Source organism: Janthinobacterium sp. YR213, assembly GCF_900099875.1.
In the GTDB taxonomy this organism is placed as follows: Bacteria; Pseudomonadota; Gammaproteobacteria; order Burkholderiales; family Burkholderiaceae_D; genus Janthinobacterium; species Janthinobacterium lividum.
Map to the genome: position 1 here is coordinate 1305227 of NZ_FNDA01000001.1, position 17149 is coordinate 1322375.

General features: G+C 64.2%; 11 protein-coding genes. 6 read left to right on the forward strand and 5 right to left on the reverse strand.

What is annotated here, in order from left to right:
• Nucleotides 1-3: 3 nt before the first annotated feature.
• Nucleotides 4-1299: an MFS transporter gene (locus BLT98_RS05790; protein WP_034779126.1), complete on the reverse strand. Its 1296-nt coding sequence runs from the start codon at nt 1297-1299 to the stop codon at nt 4-6.
• A 324-nt stretch (nt 1300-1623) separates the two neighbouring features.
• On the opposite strand from BLT98_RS05790, the gene BLT98_RS05795 reads away from it, so the two are divergent.
• Nucleotides 1624-3312, forward strand: coding sequence for a CehA/McbA family metallohydrolase (locus BLT98_RS05795; RefSeq protein ID WP_092605880.1), 1689 nt, complete (start codon nt 1624-1626; stop codon nt 3310-3312).
• Here the strand turns inward: BLT98_RS05795 and BLT98_RS05800 are convergent.
• Nucleotides 3296-4228 (reverse strand): LysR family transcriptional regulator, encoded by a 933-nt coding sequence (locus BLT98_RS05800; protein WP_092605882.1) that lies wholly within the window; start codon nt 4226-4228, stop codon nt 3296-3298. The genes BLT98_RS05795 and BLT98_RS05800 overlap by 17 nt on opposite strands.
• A 128-nt stretch (nt 4229-4356) precedes the next feature.
• On the opposite strand from BLT98_RS05800, the gene BLT98_RS05805 reads away from it, so the two are divergent.
• The 4 genes from BLT98_RS05805 (at nt 4357) to BLT98_RS05820 (ending at nt 8509) form a co-directional block, all read left to right on the forward strand.
• Nucleotides 4357-4785 (forward strand): RidA family protein, encoded by a 429-nt coding sequence (locus BLT98_RS05805; protein ID WP_092606962.1) that lies wholly within the window; start codon nt 4357-4359, stop codon nt 4783-4785.
• Nucleotides 4786-4913: 128 nt separating this feature from the next.
• The gene (locus BLT98_RS05810; protein ID WP_092605884.1) at nt 4914-5558 is read left to right on the forward strand and encodes a DUF4304 domain-containing protein; all 645 of its coding nucleotides are present in this window, start codon (nt 4914-4916) and stop codon (nt 5556-5558) included.
• 3 nt (nt 5559-5561) lie between these two features.
• Entirely contained in the window at nt 5562-6221 is a 660-nt protein-coding gene (locus BLT98_RS05815; RefSeq protein WP_092605885.1) for a hypothetical protein, read from the forward strand.
• A gap of 182 nt (nt 6222-6403) precedes the next feature.
• Nucleotides 6404-8509, forward strand: coding sequence for a prolyl oligopeptidase family serine peptidase (locus BLT98_RS05820; RefSeq protein WP_170846301.1), 2106 nt, complete (start codon nt 6404-6406; stop codon nt 8507-8509).
• Between the two features lie 140 nt (nt 8510-8649).
• Here the strand turns inward: BLT98_RS05820 and BLT98_RS05825 are convergent, their stop codons facing one another.
• Nucleotides 8650-9273: a glutathione S-transferase family protein gene (locus BLT98_RS05825; RefSeq protein ID WP_034779137.1), complete on the reverse strand. Its 624-nt coding sequence runs from the start codon at nt 9271-9273 to the stop codon at nt 8650-8652.
• A 262-nt stretch (nt 9274-9535) separates the two neighbouring features.
• On the opposite strand from BLT98_RS05825, the gene BLT98_RS05830 reads away from it, so the two are divergent.
• Nucleotides 9536-12241 carry a M1 family metallopeptidase gene (locus tag BLT98_RS05830; protein ID WP_092605887.1) on the forward strand — a complete coding sequence of 902 codons (2706 nt, stop codon included), beginning with the start codon at nt 9536-9538 and terminating at the stop codon, nt 12239-12241.
• A gap of 480 nt (nt 12242-12721) precedes the next feature.
• Here the strand turns inward: BLT98_RS05830 and BLT98_RS05835 are convergent, their stop codons facing one another.
• The gene (locus BLT98_RS05835; protein WP_139179119.1) at nt 12722-13762 is read right to left on the reverse strand and encodes an OmpA family protein; all 1041 of its coding nucleotides are present in this window, start codon (nt 13760-13762) and stop codon (nt 12722-12724) included.
• Nucleotides 13763-13815: 53 nt separating this feature from the next.
• Nucleotides 13816-17121: a hypothetical protein gene (locus tag BLT98_RS05840; RefSeq protein WP_139179121.1), complete on the reverse strand. Its 3306-nt coding sequence runs from the start codon at nt 17119-17121 to the stop codon at nt 13816-13818.
• Nucleotides 17122-17149 lie beyond the last annotated feature (28 nt).

Here is a 17149-nt window from a genome sequence, read left to right on the forward strand (position 1 = left end):
TCCTCAGGCCGCGGCCATGTTTGGTTCAGCCGCTTCGCGGGTAAAGCGCACGGCGATGGCGCACAGGGCCGAGATCACCACCAGCGCGCTGAGGATAATCAGGGTCTGGCGGATGTCGCCCGTGCCCTTCATCAGGAAGCCGGCCGCCACGGCGCCCACGTTGCCGCCGGCGCCGATGATGCCGGCCACGCCACCCAGGGCACGGCTGTCGATGAAGGGCACCAGCGCGTAGGTCGCGCCGCACGCCATGTGGGTGAACAGGCCGAAGACCAGCATGGCGATGACGGCGTACGTGACGCTATCGACCTTGGCAAACCACAGCAAGCCCACGCCTTCGCCGATCATCAGCATGAACAGCAGGGTGACCCGGCTGTTCAGGTTGCCGCGCAGGGCCAATTTATCCGACATCCAGCCGCCCAAAGCGCGGGCAAACAGGGCCAGCAAGCCGAAGCTGCCGGCGGCCAGGCCGGCCGATTTCAGGGACAGGCCGAAATGGTCGACGTAGTACACGGCGGCGATGTTGTGGATGAAGATTTCGATGCCGAAGCAGGCACCGTAGGTGACGAACAGCAGCCAGACGCGATAATTGCTGCTGGCGGCCTTGAAGCTGTCCCAGCCCCCCTTCTTGCCACCCTCGATAGGCACGCCGGCGGCGCGCAAGTCCGCGTAATTACCTTCCGGGCAATCCTGCGTATAGCGCCAGTAGAGGGCAGCCATCACCAGCATCAGCACGCCCGGCACCAGCAGGGCCACGCGCCAGCCCATCGATTCGGACACGCCCAGCATCAGCACGGCACCGAGCAACAAGGGCATCAACGCCTGCGCCGCGCCGCCGCCCGCATTGCCCCAGCCGGCTGCCGCCGCATTCGCCGTCCCCACCACGCGGGGCGCGAACATCACGGAGGTGTGATATTGCGTGATGACAAAGCTGGCGCCGACGGCGCCGATGCCCAGGCGGAAGAACAGAAAGCTTTCATAGCTTTGCGAAGCGGCCACACCCAGCACGGGAATGGCGCCCAGCAACAGCAAGCCCGTGTAGGTCTTGCGCGGGCCGTAGCGGTCGCATAATGGCCCCACGATCAGGCGCACGAGGATGGTGATGGCGACGGCCGCGATATTGATGTTCGCCACTTGTGCCAAGGAAAGGCCGAACTCGCCCTTGATGACCGGCATCAAGGGGGCGCAGGCGAACCAGGCGAAGAAACACACGAAAAATGCCATCCACGTCAGGTGGAATGCGCGCATGGGTGGCGTGGCGAGGGAGAAGAGCGCGATGCTCGTTGCTTTTTGGCTGGCCATGATAGGTTCCCGAAATATCCCGTTGATAAAACAAAACGGCGCCCGCCCCCGCCGATGAGAAAAATCAGCCTGGGCGGACGCCGTTGTCCATGTGGTCCGTCGTTGGACCGTTGTGCGTTTATTCAGGGGATCGCCGTTGATCCGTACCTTCTGTTTAGCAAGTGCCGTGCCAGCTTGCCTGACGGGCACGCAGCATCATTCACACCGGCTTTGCGCCAGATCATGGCCAATCACGGTGCAAGCATGCCACTTGCTGGTGCATGCGGGAACCAGCGAATGGCATATCTTGTCTAACTGCCATCTGAAGCAGTACGGGAGGCCACGATGGTCAAGACACTGCGTTGGCTACGGCCGCCATGGCTGGCTGGCGTGTGTGCGGGGCTGCTGCTCATTACGTGGAGTAACACTGCCGCCGCGCAAGAGCCGAAGGAACACAGCGAACTCGATGCCACCGTCGCCGCGCCCTTTCACGCCGCGCGCGGCGAGCGGGCAACGCAGGCGCGTGCATTTGTCGTGCACCTCGCCTATCCGGGCGAAGGCCGCACCCATGCGGTGCGCTGGACATTGACCTTGTCCGGCCCGGGGCCGCAAGGCGCCGTGCTGCGGCGCTGGTCGGGCACGCAACAGGTAGGGGCCGGCGGCAAGAGTGTCACCTTGCCCTGGGATGGCCGCGCCGACGCCGAAGCGCCCAAACGGCGGCGGCTGGCGCCAGACGGCTTGTACCAGTTGCGCCTGCTTGCCGTGGCCGATGCGGGCACGCCGCAGGAAACGCAGGTGGAGCAGCAATGGCCGATCCAGGTGCGGCGGCGCAGCGGCACGGCGCCCACGGTGCCCGCCTTCCAGGCCGGCTTGCAACAACTGCCCAGCCTGGAAGGCCAGCCCGGCTACCGCATCGTCTACGCCAACCTGCACAGCCAGACGCGCCACAGCGACGGCGGCGCGGCGCTCGACGCCTGTCATGGTGCGCAGGATCCGCAAACGGCGCCCTTCGGCCCCATCGATGCCTACAAGTATGCGCAGCAACATGGGCTCGACGCCCTGCTGACATCCGAGCACAACCATATGTATGACGGTTCCGACGGCACCAACCCAGCCGCCACTGCCGCCGAAGCGACAGCCCTGTACCAGACGGGGCTGGCCGAAGCGGCCGCGTATACCGCCGCCCACCCCGGTTTCCTGGCCCTGTACGGCATGGAATGGGGCGTCATCAACAAGGGCGGCCATGTGAATATCCTCAATAGCGAACAGCTGCTGGGCTGGGAACGGAATGCCTTGGGCGAGCTGCTGGCCGACGTGGAAACGCCGAAGGGCGATTACGCGGGCCTGTACGCGCTGATGCGCGAACGGGGCTGGGTCGGCCAGTTCAACCACCCCGCCCAAACGGGCCAGTTTCTCGTCAATGGCCAGCCGCTGGGCTACACGCCGGATGGCGATGCGGCCATGCTGCTGTGCGAAGTCATGAACACGTCCGCGTTTTCCACCAACAACCAGGAAACGGAGACGCGGCGCAGCAATTACGAGGCAGCCTGCAATCGCGCCCTGTCGGCCGGCTACCACCTGGCCTTCAGCAGCAACCAGGACAACCACTGCGCCAACTGGGGCGCGTCGTATGGCAACCGCACGGCCGTGCTGGTGACCAGCCCGGCCGCCGGCATGCCTGTTTCACGCGACAGCTTCCTCGAAGCGCTGCGCGCGCGCCGCGTGTTCGCCACCATGGACAAGCATGCGCAGATGCTGTTCACGGCCAACGGCAAGCTGATGGGCGAGCGTTTCGACAACCATGGCCCTTTGCACCTGGCCTCCCATTTCAGCAACAGCGCGGGGCGGCAAGCGGCCGCCGTCGCCATCTTCCACGGCGTGCCGGGAAGCAATGGCTCCGTCACACAGGTATCGGACCAGGCCGAGCTCACCCTCACGCCCGCGCCCGGCCCCCATTTCTATTACGCGCGGCTGGCGCAGGACGATGGCAATATCGTCTGGTCGGCGCCCGTGTGGGTCAATCAGTTGCCGTGACAGTGACAGCGGGGGCGGAATGCCGGGCCATCAGCTCGGCCACCCAGTCGATAAAGACGCGCAGTTTCTTGCTGACATGGCGGTTCGGCGGATAGGCCAGATAGAGCGGCATGGCATCGACCGTCCATGCGGGGAACAGCGGCAGCAGCTCGCCCCTGGCCACGTGCGGCCGCGCCATGTAGTCGGGCAGCCACAGCACGCCCAGCCCCGCCACCCCGGCCGCCAGGTAGGCGTTGCCGTCGTCGATCGACAGCACGTACTGGCCATGGATCTTGACGCTCTGGCCCTCGCGGTGCATCACGTACGGAAAGCCGTTGCCGCTGCTGGCCCAGCGAAAGCGCACGATGCGGTGCGCGCTGTCCTGCAAGTCCAGCGGATGCAAGGGCGTGCCCACCCGCTGCAGATAGGCGGGCGCCGCATACACGCCCAGCGGCAAGTCGGCGAGCTTGCGCGCCATCAGTGACTGGTCGGTGATGTCACCGCCGCGTATCACGCAATCGACATTCTCGCCGATCACGTCGACCATGCGGTCGCTGGCGCCCATGTCGAGCACGATATCGGGATACCGCGCATGGAACCCGGGCAGCGCCGGCACCAGCAGCAAAGCGGCGAGCGGACTGGGCACGTCCACGCGCAACTGGCCCCGCGGCAAGGCGGCGGCGTGCGGCAAGCTCGTTTCGATTTCTTCCAGGGTGTCGAGCACCTGCACGATGCGCTCGTAGTAGGCGGCGCCATCGGCCGTCACATTGACCTTGCGCGTGGTGCGGTTCAGCAGCTTCAGGCGCAGCCGCGCCTCGAGCTGCTGCACCAGCTGCGTCACCGTGGTGCGGCTCATGTGCAAGGTCGCGGCCGCCCGCGTAAAACTGCCCGTCTCGACCACCCGCACGAAAGCCTTCATCGCATCAAACCTGTCCATCTACACCTCCGCCATTCGATTGTTTGGATTATACAAACAGTGCAGGCGATTCTGGCCGCTTTATCAGCAGGCTGGCAGCAGATAAAGTGTTCTCCAGGCAGCAACTTCGCTGCATCAACAAAGGAAAGCTGATGAAACGCGACGTGGTATTCCCTCCGGGCCGCCAAGCCCTGTATGAACAGAACCGCTATTCCCCGGCCGTGCGCGCCAACGGCCTGCTGTTCGTCTCCGGCCAGGTCGGCAGCCGCGAAGACGGCACGCCCGAACCCGGCCTCGACGCCCAGGTCCGGCGTGCGTTCGACAACCTGAACGCCATCTTGCAAGCGGCCGGCTGTACCTTCGACGATGTGCAGGACGTGACCATCTTTATCGTCGACCCGCAGGCCAACTTCCAGCGCATCTGGAATATCGTGCAGGCCGGGTACTGGGGCCAGGCGCCGCACCCGACGGTGACGGCCGTGGGCGTGACGTGGCTGTATGGTTTCCAGTTCGAGATCAAGGTGGTGGCCAGGCTGCCTGGCCACCACACAGACCCTGGAAGCGTGCAGGAAAAATAGCGGCGGTTGTCCCTCGCACGATTGCCCGCCGCAAGGTGCGCTGGCACTAATCTGTGGCAACATGGCAGCGCCGTTTTGACAGCATGTTGACAGCAAGGCGGCGCAAGCAACCCATGCCAGGAAACCCAATGAAGCCAAAAGCGCTGATCGTCGCCCATATCGAAGCGTTCTTGCTGGAGCCGCTGAGCGCAGCAGGCTTCAAGTTCTCGCCAAGCCAGCTGACGTTCAAGCGCACGCAGAACGAATTCGTCCAGGCCATCCATTTCCAGGCCAACCGCCATAACGAAGAGCATCTCTGCGTGGCATTCTGGAGCCACTATCAGGTTTCGTCCAGATCCTATACATCGTGGCACAAGGCGCGTTACGCTCACGAACCTGCCAACAATATCGTTGGCGATGTGGCCGACTGGAATATCAGAAACTGGCAATTCCCTGTCATCGATGGCAAGGAGGACAAGGAACACCAGCTCGTCGATCCGTCCCATCGGACAACAGTCATGGCCTGCCTGCGGGACAATCTGCTGGAGTTGGCCATTCCCTGGCTCGACCACCGGTCCAACTGGGAAAATGCGGCCCTGGCCCTGGTCGAAGCGCAAGGCTCGCATGCCAGGGCCTGCGATTTTTATCTGATGGCCGGCAAGCAGGAAAAAGCCTTGTGGGCCTTGCACGAAGGCATTGCCTACTGGGAAAGAAACCCCAAGGCATCTTATCCGCAAGAAAAAGAGGAGATCGCTTTGCGTATGGAACACTACTTCAATGCGACACCAATCTGAACCATGACAGAGATCACTTGCCCCTACGATGGCGACTGCGGGCACTCATTCGCCCCCAGCGCAATGGCAGCGTCGGATGGCGCGTTCTTAACGACGGCCGTCGCCAAAAAGATGACGTTCATGTTCCTGCACTGCCCCGCATGTACAAGGATGTTCCAGTTCAATCCGGTCGCCTGGACAGCGCAGGCTTGCGAAGCCGCCGCGCCCAAGACTGCCAGGGTCGCGAAGAAAAGCGGCAAGCAGCTGGACAAATTGCTGGCCAGGGAAAAAGTGGCCCTGCCCCCGGCCTATCTCGATCACCTTCACAGCGGAAAATCGCGTCGCGAGGTGGCGATTTGCAGCGATGAAGATCCTTTCACGCTATACAGCCTGGACGAGCTGTGCAAGGAGGTCGATGTGGATGGAACAAGCTATCTGGCAGTCAGGCAACTGGCAGGCTTTGCCCAGGCCCTGGCGCAAGCGGCGGGAGCCGGCTCGAAGCAGGCAGCACCGTTCAGCCCTGCCGAGCTGGCGGCTTGCCTGGCCATCGGCGAGGAAAATACGCGCATCCTGTTCATCGACAGCCGCCACAACGAGGCATTGTGGATTTATCACCCCGACGGCGGCGATGTCGACAAGACACGGCTCACCGTGACCTCCCTGATTGGGCCTGGCGCCCCCTGAAGGGCGCATCACGCCGCAGATTCTGCGGCCTGCTTCCGTTCCAGCAAACAATATTGGAAAAGCATGTTATTTTTTAAATAGTCGTTTATAGACACTGGTTCCCCGCAGCAATCCATGGCACCATAAGCGCGCCGTTTTGACAGCAACACGGCACAACCGACCATCGTCAAGGAACCCTGTCCATGTCTTTTTATCGCAAGTTTGCCGGCAGCATGCTGCTGGGCCTGGCCACAGCGGGCGTCGCCCATGCCCAAGCCCCGGCGCCCGCCTCCACCCCTACCGATCCCCACCTTTGGCTGGAAGAAGTCCTCGGCGACAAGCCGCTGGCCTGGGTCAAGCAGCACAATGCCGTGAGCACCAAGGAACTGGAAAGCCAGCCCGGTTTCGCCGCCCTGCAGGCGCGCCTGAAAACCATCCTCAATTCCAAGGAACGCATTCCCTACGTCAGCAAGGAAGGCGAGTACTACTACAACTTCTGGCGCGACGCCCAGCACGTGCGCGGCATCTGGCGCCGCACCACCCTGGCGCAATACCAGCTGGCCGAGCCAAATTGGGAAACCGTGATCGACCTCGACCAGCTGGCCGCCGGCGAAAGTGAAAACTGGGTCTGGGGCGGCGCCACCTGCCTGTATCCGAAGGGCGAACGCTGCCTCATTTCCCTGTCGCGCGGCGGCGGCGACGCCAAGGTGGTGCGCGAATACGACGTGGCCAGGCGCGCCTTTGTGGACGGCGGCTTTACCCTGCCCGAAGCGAAGGGCAGCGCCAGCTGGATCGACCAGGATACCCTGTTCGTCTCCACGGATTTCGGCCCCGGCTCGATGACCAGCTCCGGCTACCCGCGCATCATCAAGCAGTGGCAGCGCGGCACGCCGCTGGCGCAGGCGCAAACGCTGTACGAAGCCAAAGCCGACGACCTGAGCGCGGGCGCCTACAAGGATTTCACGCCCGGCCACGAACACCAGTTCATCGAGCGGCAAATCGATTTCTACAGCGGCGAAATGTTCCTGCGCGACGGCGCCGAGTTGAAGAAAGTGCCGAAACCGGACGACGCGACGGCATTCACCGTGCGCGACCAGCTGGTCATCACCCTGCGCTCGGACTGGAAAGTCAACGGCAAGACCTATGCGCAAGGTTCGCTGCTGGCGACCGACTTCAAGTCTTTCATGCAGGGCAAGCAGGAACTGGAAGTGCTGTACGCGCCGACGGCCACGTCTTCGCTGGACAATGTCACGGCGACGAAATCGGCCATCCTCGTGACGACCCTGGACAAGGTCAAGAACCGCCTGACGGAATTGCGCCACGTGAACGGCAAGTGGCAGCGCCGCGCCGTCGATGCGCCGAAACTGGGCACCCTGGCCGTCAGCGCGCTCGATCCCGTCGATTCGGACCAATACTTCCTGACGGTGACCGACTTCCTCAATCCGACCACCCTGTACCTGGCCACGGCGCAGAGCGACAAGCGCACGAAAATCAAGTCGCTGCCCGCCTACTACGACGCGGCGCCATACAAGGTGGAGCAGTTCGAATCGACGTCGAAGGATGGCACCAGGGTGCCGTATTTCGCCATCATGGCCAAGAAGACGAAGTTCGACGGCAGCAACCCCACCGTGCTGTATGGCTATGGCGGCTTCGAAGTGTCGCTGAAACCCAGCTACAGCGGCACCACGGGCGTGGCGTGGCTGGAAAAGGGTGGCGTGTACGTGCTGGCGAATATCCGCGGCGGCGGCGAATTCGGTCCCCGCTGGCATCAGGCGGCATTGAAGGAAAACCGCCAGCGCGCGTATGACGACTTCATCTCCGTGGCGCAGGATCTGATCAAGCGCAAGGTCACCAGCCCGCGCCACCTGGGCATCATGGGCGGCAGCAATGGCGGCCTGCTGACGGGCGCCGTGCTGGTGCAGCGTCCCGACCTGTTCAACGCCGTCGTCAGCCAGGTGCCGCTGCTCGACATGCGCCGCTATAACAAGATGCTGGCGGGCGCCTCGTGGATGGGAGAGTACGGCGACCCGGACGTGCCGGAACAATGGGCTTACATCAGCAAGTACTCGCCTTACCAGAACGTCTTCAAGGACAAGAAATATCCGCGCGTGCTGTTTACCACTTCGACGCGCGACGACCGGGTCCACCCTGGCCATGCGCGCAAGATGGTGGCGAAGATGGAAGAGCAAGGCCACGACGTGCTGTACTGGGAAAATACGGAAGGCGGCCATGCGGGTGCCGCCAACAACGACCAGCAGGCGCTGATGTGGGCGCTGACCTACACCTTCCTGCTGGAGCAGCTGAAGTAATGGGGTGGTGTCGGTAGGCGTAGGTCGGCTTAGCCCAACGGGCGTGAGCCGACAACATTGTTGGCCCGCCCGCGGTGATGTCGGATTACGCGTTCCGCTAATCCGACCTACCGGGCGAAAGCGGCCGCCGCAGACATTGCCTACTTCGCCTGCGCGCTGGGGCGTTCGGCGATGCGGTCGCGGTAAGCCTGCAGGTTGGACAAGCCTTCCGCGCCGGGGCGGTACTTCATCAGGCCACGCGCAAATTCCAGCGCACAAAAGGCCGTGATGTCGGCAATCGTGAACCGTTCGCCGGCGATGTACGGCTGGCTGCCCAGCACCTGGTCCAGCCATTGCGCCGTTTCGCGCAGCTTGCCCGCCTGCGCCGCGGCGAAATCGGGAAACTGCGGGTTTTCCAGCGCCACCAGGGCCGGATGGCCGTGGCGCACCCAGTTGGCGGTGGCGCTGAACAAATGCAGTTCCACGCGGCGGTCGGCCATTTCGATGAAGGCGCGCTCCTCGAAGCCTTCGCCCATCAGGTTCGGCTGCGGCTGCAAGCCTTCCAAGTAGGTGCAGATGGCGCGCGTCTCGGTCAGCACGCGCCCGTCCGCCAATTCCAGCACGGGCACGCGGCCCAGCGGGTTTTTCGCCAGGAAGGCGGGATCGCGGTGCTGCCCCGCCATCAGGTCGAGCGCCACTTCCTCGATGCCGGTGATGCCCTTCTCGGCGATGAACATGGTGACGCGGCGTGGATTGGGCGTGCGGGGGCTGATAGTCAGTTTCATGTGCAGGTCTCGTCTCGTTGTAATGGTGGATGGTGGTTGACAATCAGGTGCGGCACCAGCCTGTGGCAATGCAGTCAGGCGCCCATCATACCAGCGCACCGTCGTGGTGCGGCGCTCCTGGCGCGTTGACTTTGCCCCCGTTTCCACTTAGATTGCTGTACGGGAACGCTGGCTTCCAGTTCCAGCGATGTCCCCCAACCGCCATCAACGCTCGCAGCCTACCCGGCCGGCGGGCGTTTTACCCATGAACGAAGGGCATACCATGCATCGCACACCGACTCCGCGTTTCCGCCGCAGCCATTTGGCCGCCGCCGTCCTGGCGCTGACCGCCGTCACCGGCTTCACCCCGGGCCACGCCGCGCCCGCCGCCAAATACGCGTCGGCCAGCCACGCCCTTGGCACCACCACGCAGCTGCCGCGCGGCGTCACGCCTTTGCACTACATCCTGTCGATCACGCCGGATGCCGCCGCCTCGACCTTCAAGGGCGAAGCCGCCATCAAGGTGGCCGTCGACACGCCAACGGCCAGCATCACCTTCAATGCCCTGAACCTGGCGTTTGCCGCCGCCGCCATCGAAGGCGCGGGCGGCAGCAAGCAGGTGACGCGCAAGATCGATATCGATGCGGACAAGCAGACGGCCACCGTGCATTTTGCCGAGCCGCTGGCCAAGGGCGAGTACCTGTTGCGCATCGACTACACCGGCAAGATCGGCACGCAGGCGACGGGCCTGTTCTCGCTCGACTACGATACGCCGCAAGGACGCCAGCGCGCCCTGTACACGCAGTTCGAGAATTCGGATGCGCGCAGCATGCTGCCATCGTGGGATGAACCGGACTACAAGGCCACCTTCGCGCTGGACGTGGTCGTGCCGAGCAACCAAATGGCCGTCGGCAACATGCCGATCGCCCGCAGCGAAGAGCTGGGCAATGGCAAGAAGCACGTGTATTTCGCCACCACGCCGCGCATGTCGACCTATCTGCTGTTCTTCGGCCTGGGCGACTTCGAGCGCGCCACGGCCATGAGCGACGGCACGGAAATAGGCGTCATCACGAAGAAGGGCGCGCTGGCGCAAAGCCGCTTCGCGCTCGACGAATCAGCCGCCCTGCTGCGTGAATACAACGATTATTTCGGCGTGCGCTATCCGCTGCCCAAGCTCGACAATATCGCCGCGCCGGGCCGCAGCCAGTTCTTCGGCGCCATGGAAAACTGGGGCGCCGTCTTCACCTTCGAATACGGCCTGCTGCTCGACCCGACCATCTCGACGCAGACCGACAAGGAAAACATCTACACCACCCTGTCGCATGAAATGGCGCACCAGTGGTTCGGCGACCTGGTCACCATGCGCTGGTGGGACGACCTGTGGCTCAACGAAGGTTTTGCGTCGTGGATGGAAAGCCGCACCACGGAGCGTCTGCACCCGGAATGGAACACGGCCCTGTCCAACGTGGGCGGACGCGAATCGGCGATGAGCCAGGATGCGCTGCGCACCACGCACCCGGTGGTGCAGCGCATCGCCACCGTGGAACAGGCCAGCCAGGCCTTCGACGGCATCACCTACCAGAAGGGTGAAGCGGTGATCCGCATGCTCGAAGCGTACGTGGGCGCCGACACGTGGCGCACGGCCGTGCGCAGCTACATGCGCAAGCATGCGTATGGCAATACGGTGTCGGACGACCTGTGGCGCGAAGTCGATGCGGCCGCGGGCAAGCCCGTCAGCGCCATCGCCCATGACTTCACCCTGCAACCGGGCGTGCCGATGATCACCGTCGGCGCAGCCGTGTGCAGGAAAGGCAGTACGCGCGTGACCTTGACGCAGACGGAATTTTCCAAGGATCAGCCGGACAAGAAGCCGCTGTCGTGGAAAGTGCCGGTGATCGCTTCGACGGTCGGCAACGGCAAGCTGGCCAAGGTAGTGATCAAGAATGGCAAGGCGACCCTGAACGTGCCCGGTTGCGGCGCCCTGCTGGTGAACGCGGGCCAGAGCGGCTACTACCGCACCCTGTACGCGCCAGCCGGTACGCACGCGCTGGCGGGCAGCTTCGCGCGCCTGGCGCCGATCGACCAGCTGGGCTTGCTGGCGGACAGCCAGTCGCTGGGCATGGCGGGCTTGCAAGACCCGGCGGCTTTCCTGGAACTGGTGAAGGCCACGCCGCTGTCGGCCGATCCCCAAGTGCTGGGCCGCGTGGCCGGCTCGCTGAACGGCCTGTATGAGCAGTATGCGGGCGATAGCGCGGAAAGCAAGGCGCGCCAGCAGGCTTTCGGCCGCTTCGCCATGGCGCGCCTGGCGCCGATGATGGCGCAGACGGGCTGGGAAGCGCGCGCGGGCGAAGCATCGAGCGTGGCGACCCTGCGCGGACGCCTGATTTCCATCCTCGGCGACATGGGCGAGCCGGGGGTGATCGCCGAAGCGCGCCGCCGCTACGCCGCCAGCGAACAGGATCCGGCCGCCATGCCTGCGCCGCTGCGCCGCACCATCCTGGGCGTGGTGGCGCAGCATGCGGACGCCGCCACCTGGGAGCAGCTGCACGCCAAGGCGCAGCAGGAAAAGACGCCGCTGGTCAAGAACCAGCTGTACGACTTGCTGGCCTCGACCGACGATGCGGCCCTGGCGCAGCGGGCGCTGGCGCTGGCGTTGACGGATGAACCTGGCGTGACCAACAGCCCGGCCATGATCTCGCGCGTTTCGCGCAGGCATCCTGAACTGGCCTTCGACTTCGCGCTGGCACACCTGGAGCAAGTCAATGCGCGCATCGACGCCAGTTCGCGCAGCCGCTACTTCCCGCGCCTGGCGGCCGGTTCGGCACAGCCGGAAATGATCGCCAAGCTGGAAGCGTATGCGCAGGCCAACCTGCCGGCCAGCGCGCGCGGCGACGCCGACAGTTCCGTGGCCGGCATCAAGTACCGCATCAAGGTGCGTGCCGAACGCCTGCCGGCCGTCGATGCGTGGCTGGCCAAGCAAACGGGCTAAGCGCCCGCGCCCGGCGCCGCAGTACGGCGGCGCCGGGCATTTTCCAGCCCTGTACGAAAATCCGGGCAAAAAAAACCGGCTTCGCAAAGTGCGGTAGCCGGTTGAAACGCTGTTTCAGAGCGCAGGGATAAAGCAGGAAAACACATGAAAAAGTGGAAATCGTGCCGGTCATTGAGGTGTCCGGCAACCTTGCGCCCGGGGTTTCCGTGCGCCATGTATCCACTATGCCAGCCCTTGCCGGAAACAGGCTTAGGACTTCATTAAATCCCCGCCCGATCCCCGCATTTCCCCTGTCCCACCCTGCAATCATTACTATAAAACAAGTTTTACATATCTGGTGCCGATGGTTGAGCTCACCGGCTAAGCTGTTGAGTCATGCCTGCATCCTATCGCTCCCGGAGCGTAGTGATTTGCGCATTGCATGCTGTGTGCCAACAAAAGCATCATAACAGCGCCATATGACCGCCTTATGACGTAGCGCTATGGTGCGCCGCCCTCCTTCGCGGAACTTTTGATACCCGTCAACTCTATTTCCACGCGGCGGTTCGGCTGCAGACAGGCGATCAGGGCGGCGCGCGGCGCCACCTTGTCGCAGGCGGCGACGGGTTCCGCCTTGCCCTTGCCGTACGCGCTGATGACATTGGCGATGCCTTGCTCGCGCAGCAACTGTTTCACCGTCAGCGCGCGCCGTTCGGACAGGGCCTGGTTGTAGCTGTCCGAACCCAGGCGGTCCGTGTGGCCCGTTACGGAAAGCGTATCGATCTGCACATAGCCCTGCTTCAGGCGCGCCGCCAGTTCCCGGATTTTCTCGACGCCCTGCGGCAGCACGTCGGCCGCACCCGCCTTGTCGAAGCGGAACAAGGCATCCATGTCCAGCGTGATGCGCTCATGCTCGATGCGCGGCGGCAGGATTTCCGGCGGCTTCGGCTTGTCGGCCGGACAAGCCGAAGCGGCGGACTGGGCGGCGGCCTGCGCATCCTCGGCCAGCTGCACGTAGGGATTCGCGTGGCGCCAGCCCTGCTGCTTGTACTCATTGCCCGCATGCACCAGCTCCACTTCGCCGCACGCCACTTTCTGCGCCGCGCAGGCGAAGCCGGGCGACTCGCGCAACGCTCCAAAGCCGGACCACAGATCGTCGCGCAGGCGCGTGGCATCGTTCAGCAGCGGCGTGGCGTCGCCGGGATTGGACGTGCTGCCGTCTTCCAGCGCGGCGACGATCTTTGCCGATTCCTGCAAGGCTTGCAGGGGAAAGGCCGAGCGGTCGTTGCGCGTGTACTCGTGGAAGGACACGTCGAGCCAGCATTGCGCCTTGGACAGGTAATAATCGCCCACGCGCACGCCGCCGTCGTTGAGCTTCTTGATGCGCTCCTGCAGCACGCGGTAAGCCTGCTGGTCCGCGGAGACGGCCTGGTCGCTGATGCGCAGCTGGGGCATGGCCAGCGGCGCCGTCGGCAGGGTGGGCGTGGCCGCCTGGGCCAGTCCCATGGCCAGCAGGCTGGCGAGCGGTATCAGTGCGTTCATTGGTATCTTCGTCGGTGTCATCGTCGGTGTCATTTTCGGAGTCATGGTGGTTTTCATGGCCGGGCCAGGGTACGGTTGATGGTGGCGTCTTTTCCTTTGAACAAGTTTTCATCGAACTTGAAGCGCAGGCGCAGGTAGGGGCCGCGCGCCGTGTAGTCGGCGCCCGTCAGGTCGCGGTCGGAAAAGCCCGACCAGTTGTGTCCGGCCGACAGCCACAGGTTTTGCGCCAGCAGATAGCCCACTTCGACACCATTGGCCCACTGGCGGCTGCCCCCTTGCGGACTGCCCATCACGGCAGCCAGCACGCCGATGTCCCAGTGCTTGCTGATGTCGTACACGGTGCGCCCGGAAAACAGCCATGCCGTGTATTTCTCTTGCCCGGCAGGCAGGTTCTTGTCGTTGTTGTGTTTGGCGGCGACCCGGCCCGTGAACCACCACGGACGGCTGGGGTGGTAATCGAGGTGCGTGGAAACGATATGCGCGCGGTAATTGTCGCCATCGATCTGCGACTGGTCGCGCACGGTCTTGTACTCGTAGCGGGCCAGGCCGTTGAAACGGTTGTCGTCCACGGGGCGCCAGGCAAAGCCCAGCTGCGCCCTATCCTGCAGCACGTTGCCGACAGGCGCGCCGCTGGCGTCGTCGTTGTTGCGCGTGTACAGCAGGTAATTACGCGCAAGCAAGGTCCAATCGCGGCTCAGCTTGCGCGCCCAGGCGATGGTATTGAGCCATTGATCCTGGCGCTGGTTGCCCGGCGCGATCTCGCTGTCGAACAATCGCCGGTACTCGAGCTTGACGGAGCCGCGCCACAGGGGATTGACGGCATAGTCGAATCCCGCCGCCACGGCCACGGCTTGCTGTTGCTGGCCATTCATGACTTTCAGGTATTCGATATTCGTGTTCGCCGCCAGCCCCTCGCCCAGGTTCCACGTGTTGCGCAAGCCGGACGCCAGCTGCAGGTCGCGCTGGTTGCTGAGGCTGTAATCCATGGCGTCGCGCATGCGGTACTCGCCAAACACGGTGCCGCCCGGCATGTAGCCCGTATCCGCGCCGGCGATGAAACTGGTGCTGCGGTCGGCCGGATTGAGCGAGTAGGCGGATGCCAGCCCCGTCTGGTTTTCATAGCGCGCGTACAGGCGGCTGCGTTCGGCCAGCTGGTATTGCGCGCCCAGGCCATAGCGGTGCTGGTCCGCATCGGAGACGCTTTTTTCCACGTCGCCATTCAGCGTCCAGCGCTCCGTGGCCTTGTATTGCGCCCCCAGGCGCACGGTGGTGGCGTCCAGCGGCGCCGTCGTGCCCGTGCCAGCGCCGGGATTGATCGGCGCAAACGTGGTGATGCTGCCGCCCGTGACGGGGTCGATGGCCGTGTTCGCCGTGCCGTTGCCGAAGAAGCCGCCCGTGGGATTGAGGCCCGTGCCCAGCGGCGAGGTATTCGGCGCGATGCCGGCCGTCGACGGCATGCCGCCGCTCTCCTTCATGTGCTGGACGGACACGTCGAGCAGCCAGCGTTCGCTGGCGTTCCACGCCACGCCCAGGCGCTGCGCATCGCGGCGCGCATCCGTGCTGCGCTCGTCGCTGCGGATGGCCTCGCCATACACGGTGACGGCGGGACTGAGCTTGTAGCCCGCCTTCACGCCTGCCTCGCCCCGTCCGCCCGTGATGCCGGCCGCAGTATTGTTGAAATCCCTGTCGGAACGGTTCCAGTAGGCTTTCGCTTCCAGCTTGTCATCCTTGTGCTGCAACTCGACCCGGGCCGCATTGCCGCTGACTTCATCGCGCAGCTCGCCCGCCTGGCCGGACGGCGTCGTGTAGATGCTGCCGCCCGCGCTGTAGCTGGTGGACGTGGTGCGCGCCACTTCGAGCACCAGCAGGCTGTGCTCGCCGAAGCGCAAGCCCGCATTGACGCTGTGCAATTTATACGGCGACAAGGGGTTTTTATCTTCCACGGCCGAGCCGCCGAGCGACACCATCTTGCCCAGTTGCACTTGCCCATCCACGCCCAGGGTCCAGAATTTCTCGCCGCCCTGGTCCACCTCATAGCTGATGCGGATCGATTGCGGGTCGCCATTCGGCGTCAGCACGGGGATCGCCTGCTTGAACAGGATGCGTCCGCTGAACGGCTCGAAGCTGTAATCCTCGAAACGGCGCAGCTGCGTCACTTGCACGATATTGCCGTTCTGATTCTTGTCGCGCACCACGATCTCGATCTTTTCCGAGTTTTCGATGGCGTTGTTGTTGCGCACGGCAAACGGTCCCGAGGTGCCGTTCGCCCGGTATTCCTCGACGACCTGCTTGAGGCTATCGTTGATGGCGAAGGCATTCGCGACGATGCCATCCCGCTCGTAATGGCCGCGCCCGCCCGTGGCCGTGCGGTTGTACTGGCCCAGTTTTCTCTGCTGCAAGTTGGCCACGGCGCCGCCGCCCGTCATCTGGCTGAAGCCGTCTCCCGTGGCGAAGTCGCCGTACAGCACATAGCTTTTCTGCTGGTCGATGCGCACATACAGGCGGTCGCTGGAGCGGGCGTCGAAATTGCGCACGGAACTGTCGCCGTAGACGGGATAAAACTCTTCCGGATTGACGTCGCGCATGAGACGCGCGCGCGTATCCTTGTCCGAGTCGTAGGCGGCCGTCAGCAAGGCGTCGCCACGGATCGTCCCTTTTAAAAACATCGCCGCGCGGCCCGCCACGTTGGCCTTGCCATTGTTGAAGGCGCGGCTCCAGCGCTGGATGTCGCGTTCGAAACCGTCATTGAAACGCGACGGCGAAATGTCGCTGCTCGACAGGCTGCGCTTGCTGATGATGCCGTCGATCAAGCCCACGGCCAGCATGTCGCGCAGTTCCGGCAAGAAACTGATCGTGCCCTGCGCCGCCACGGCACCGGCCGACACGCGCAGCAGCACGTCCTGCGGCGTGGCCGGAGCCAGCAGGCTGAAGCTCGCTACACCATCCTCCACCGTCAATTGCGTGCCGGGCGTGACCTTGTCGGCGTCGCGCCGCTCCGGGCCCAGTTCATCGGTCCGCGCGCCGGGCAGCAGGATACGCCCGCCGCTGGCCTCGACGGTCAGCAAGGCCGTGCCCGTCAAGGGCTTGCCCTGCGCGTCATACAGCCTGACCGTCACCTTGACGGGGCTCTGGCCATCGGCCGGTGCCTCGCCGTGATCCGTCTCGACGGCGATGCGCGCCACACCCCGGTTGATGGCGTAATCGGTGCCGCCGACCTTGCCGGCGAGGAAGGACGGCGCCGCCACGACGGAGCCTGCCGCATGCTCCGGCAAGGGCAGTTGCGCCAGGCTGGCGGCCGGGAATGCCAGCAGGGCCAGCGCGGCGGCCATGCGCCGGGGCGCGGGGAGCGTTCTCTTCATGGCTTGTTTCTCTTTGGCGGCATTGGCA

Bases quoted from the DNA above. Each gene is read 5' to 3' on its own strand.
- BLT98_RS05790 (WP_034779126.1), bottom strand. From the start codon at position 1,299: ATGGCCAGCCAAAAAGCAACGAGCATCGCGCTCTTCTCCCTCGCCACG.
- BLT98_RS05795 (WP_092605880.1), top strand. From the start codon at position 1,624: ATGGTCAAGACACTGCGTTGGCTACGGCCGCCATGGCTGGCTGGCGTG.
- BLT98_RS05800 (WP_092605882.1), bottom strand. From the start codon at position 4,228: ATGGACAGGTTTGATGCGATGAAGGCTTTCGTGCGGGTGGTCGAGACG.
- BLT98_RS05810 (WP_092605884.1), top strand. From the start codon at position 4,914: ATGAAGCCAAAAGCGCTGATCGTCGCCCATATCGAAGCGTTCTTGCTG.
- BLT98_RS05815 (WP_092605885.1), top strand. From the start codon at position 5,562: ATGACAGAGATCACTTGCCCCTACGATGGCGACTGCGGGCACTCATTC.
- BLT98_RS05820 (WP_170846301.1), top strand. From the start codon at position 6,404: ATGTCTTTTTATCGCAAGTTTGCCGGCAGCATGCTGCTGGGCCTGGCC.
- BLT98_RS05825 (WP_034779137.1), bottom strand. From the start codon at position 9,273: ATGAAACTGACTATCAGCCCCCGCACGCCCAATCCACGCCGCGTCACC.
- BLT98_RS05830 (WP_092605887.1), top strand. From the start codon at position 9,536: ATGCATCGCACACCGACTCCGCGTTTCCGCCGCAGCCATTTGGCCGCC.
- BLT98_RS05835 (WP_139179119.1), bottom strand. From the start codon at position 13,762: ATGAACGCACTGATACCGCTCGCCAGCCTGCTGGCCATGGGACTGGCC.
- BLT98_RS05840 (WP_139179121.1), bottom strand. From the start codon at position 17,121: ATGAAGAGAACGCTCCCCGCGCCCCGGCGCATGGCCGCCGCGCTGGCC.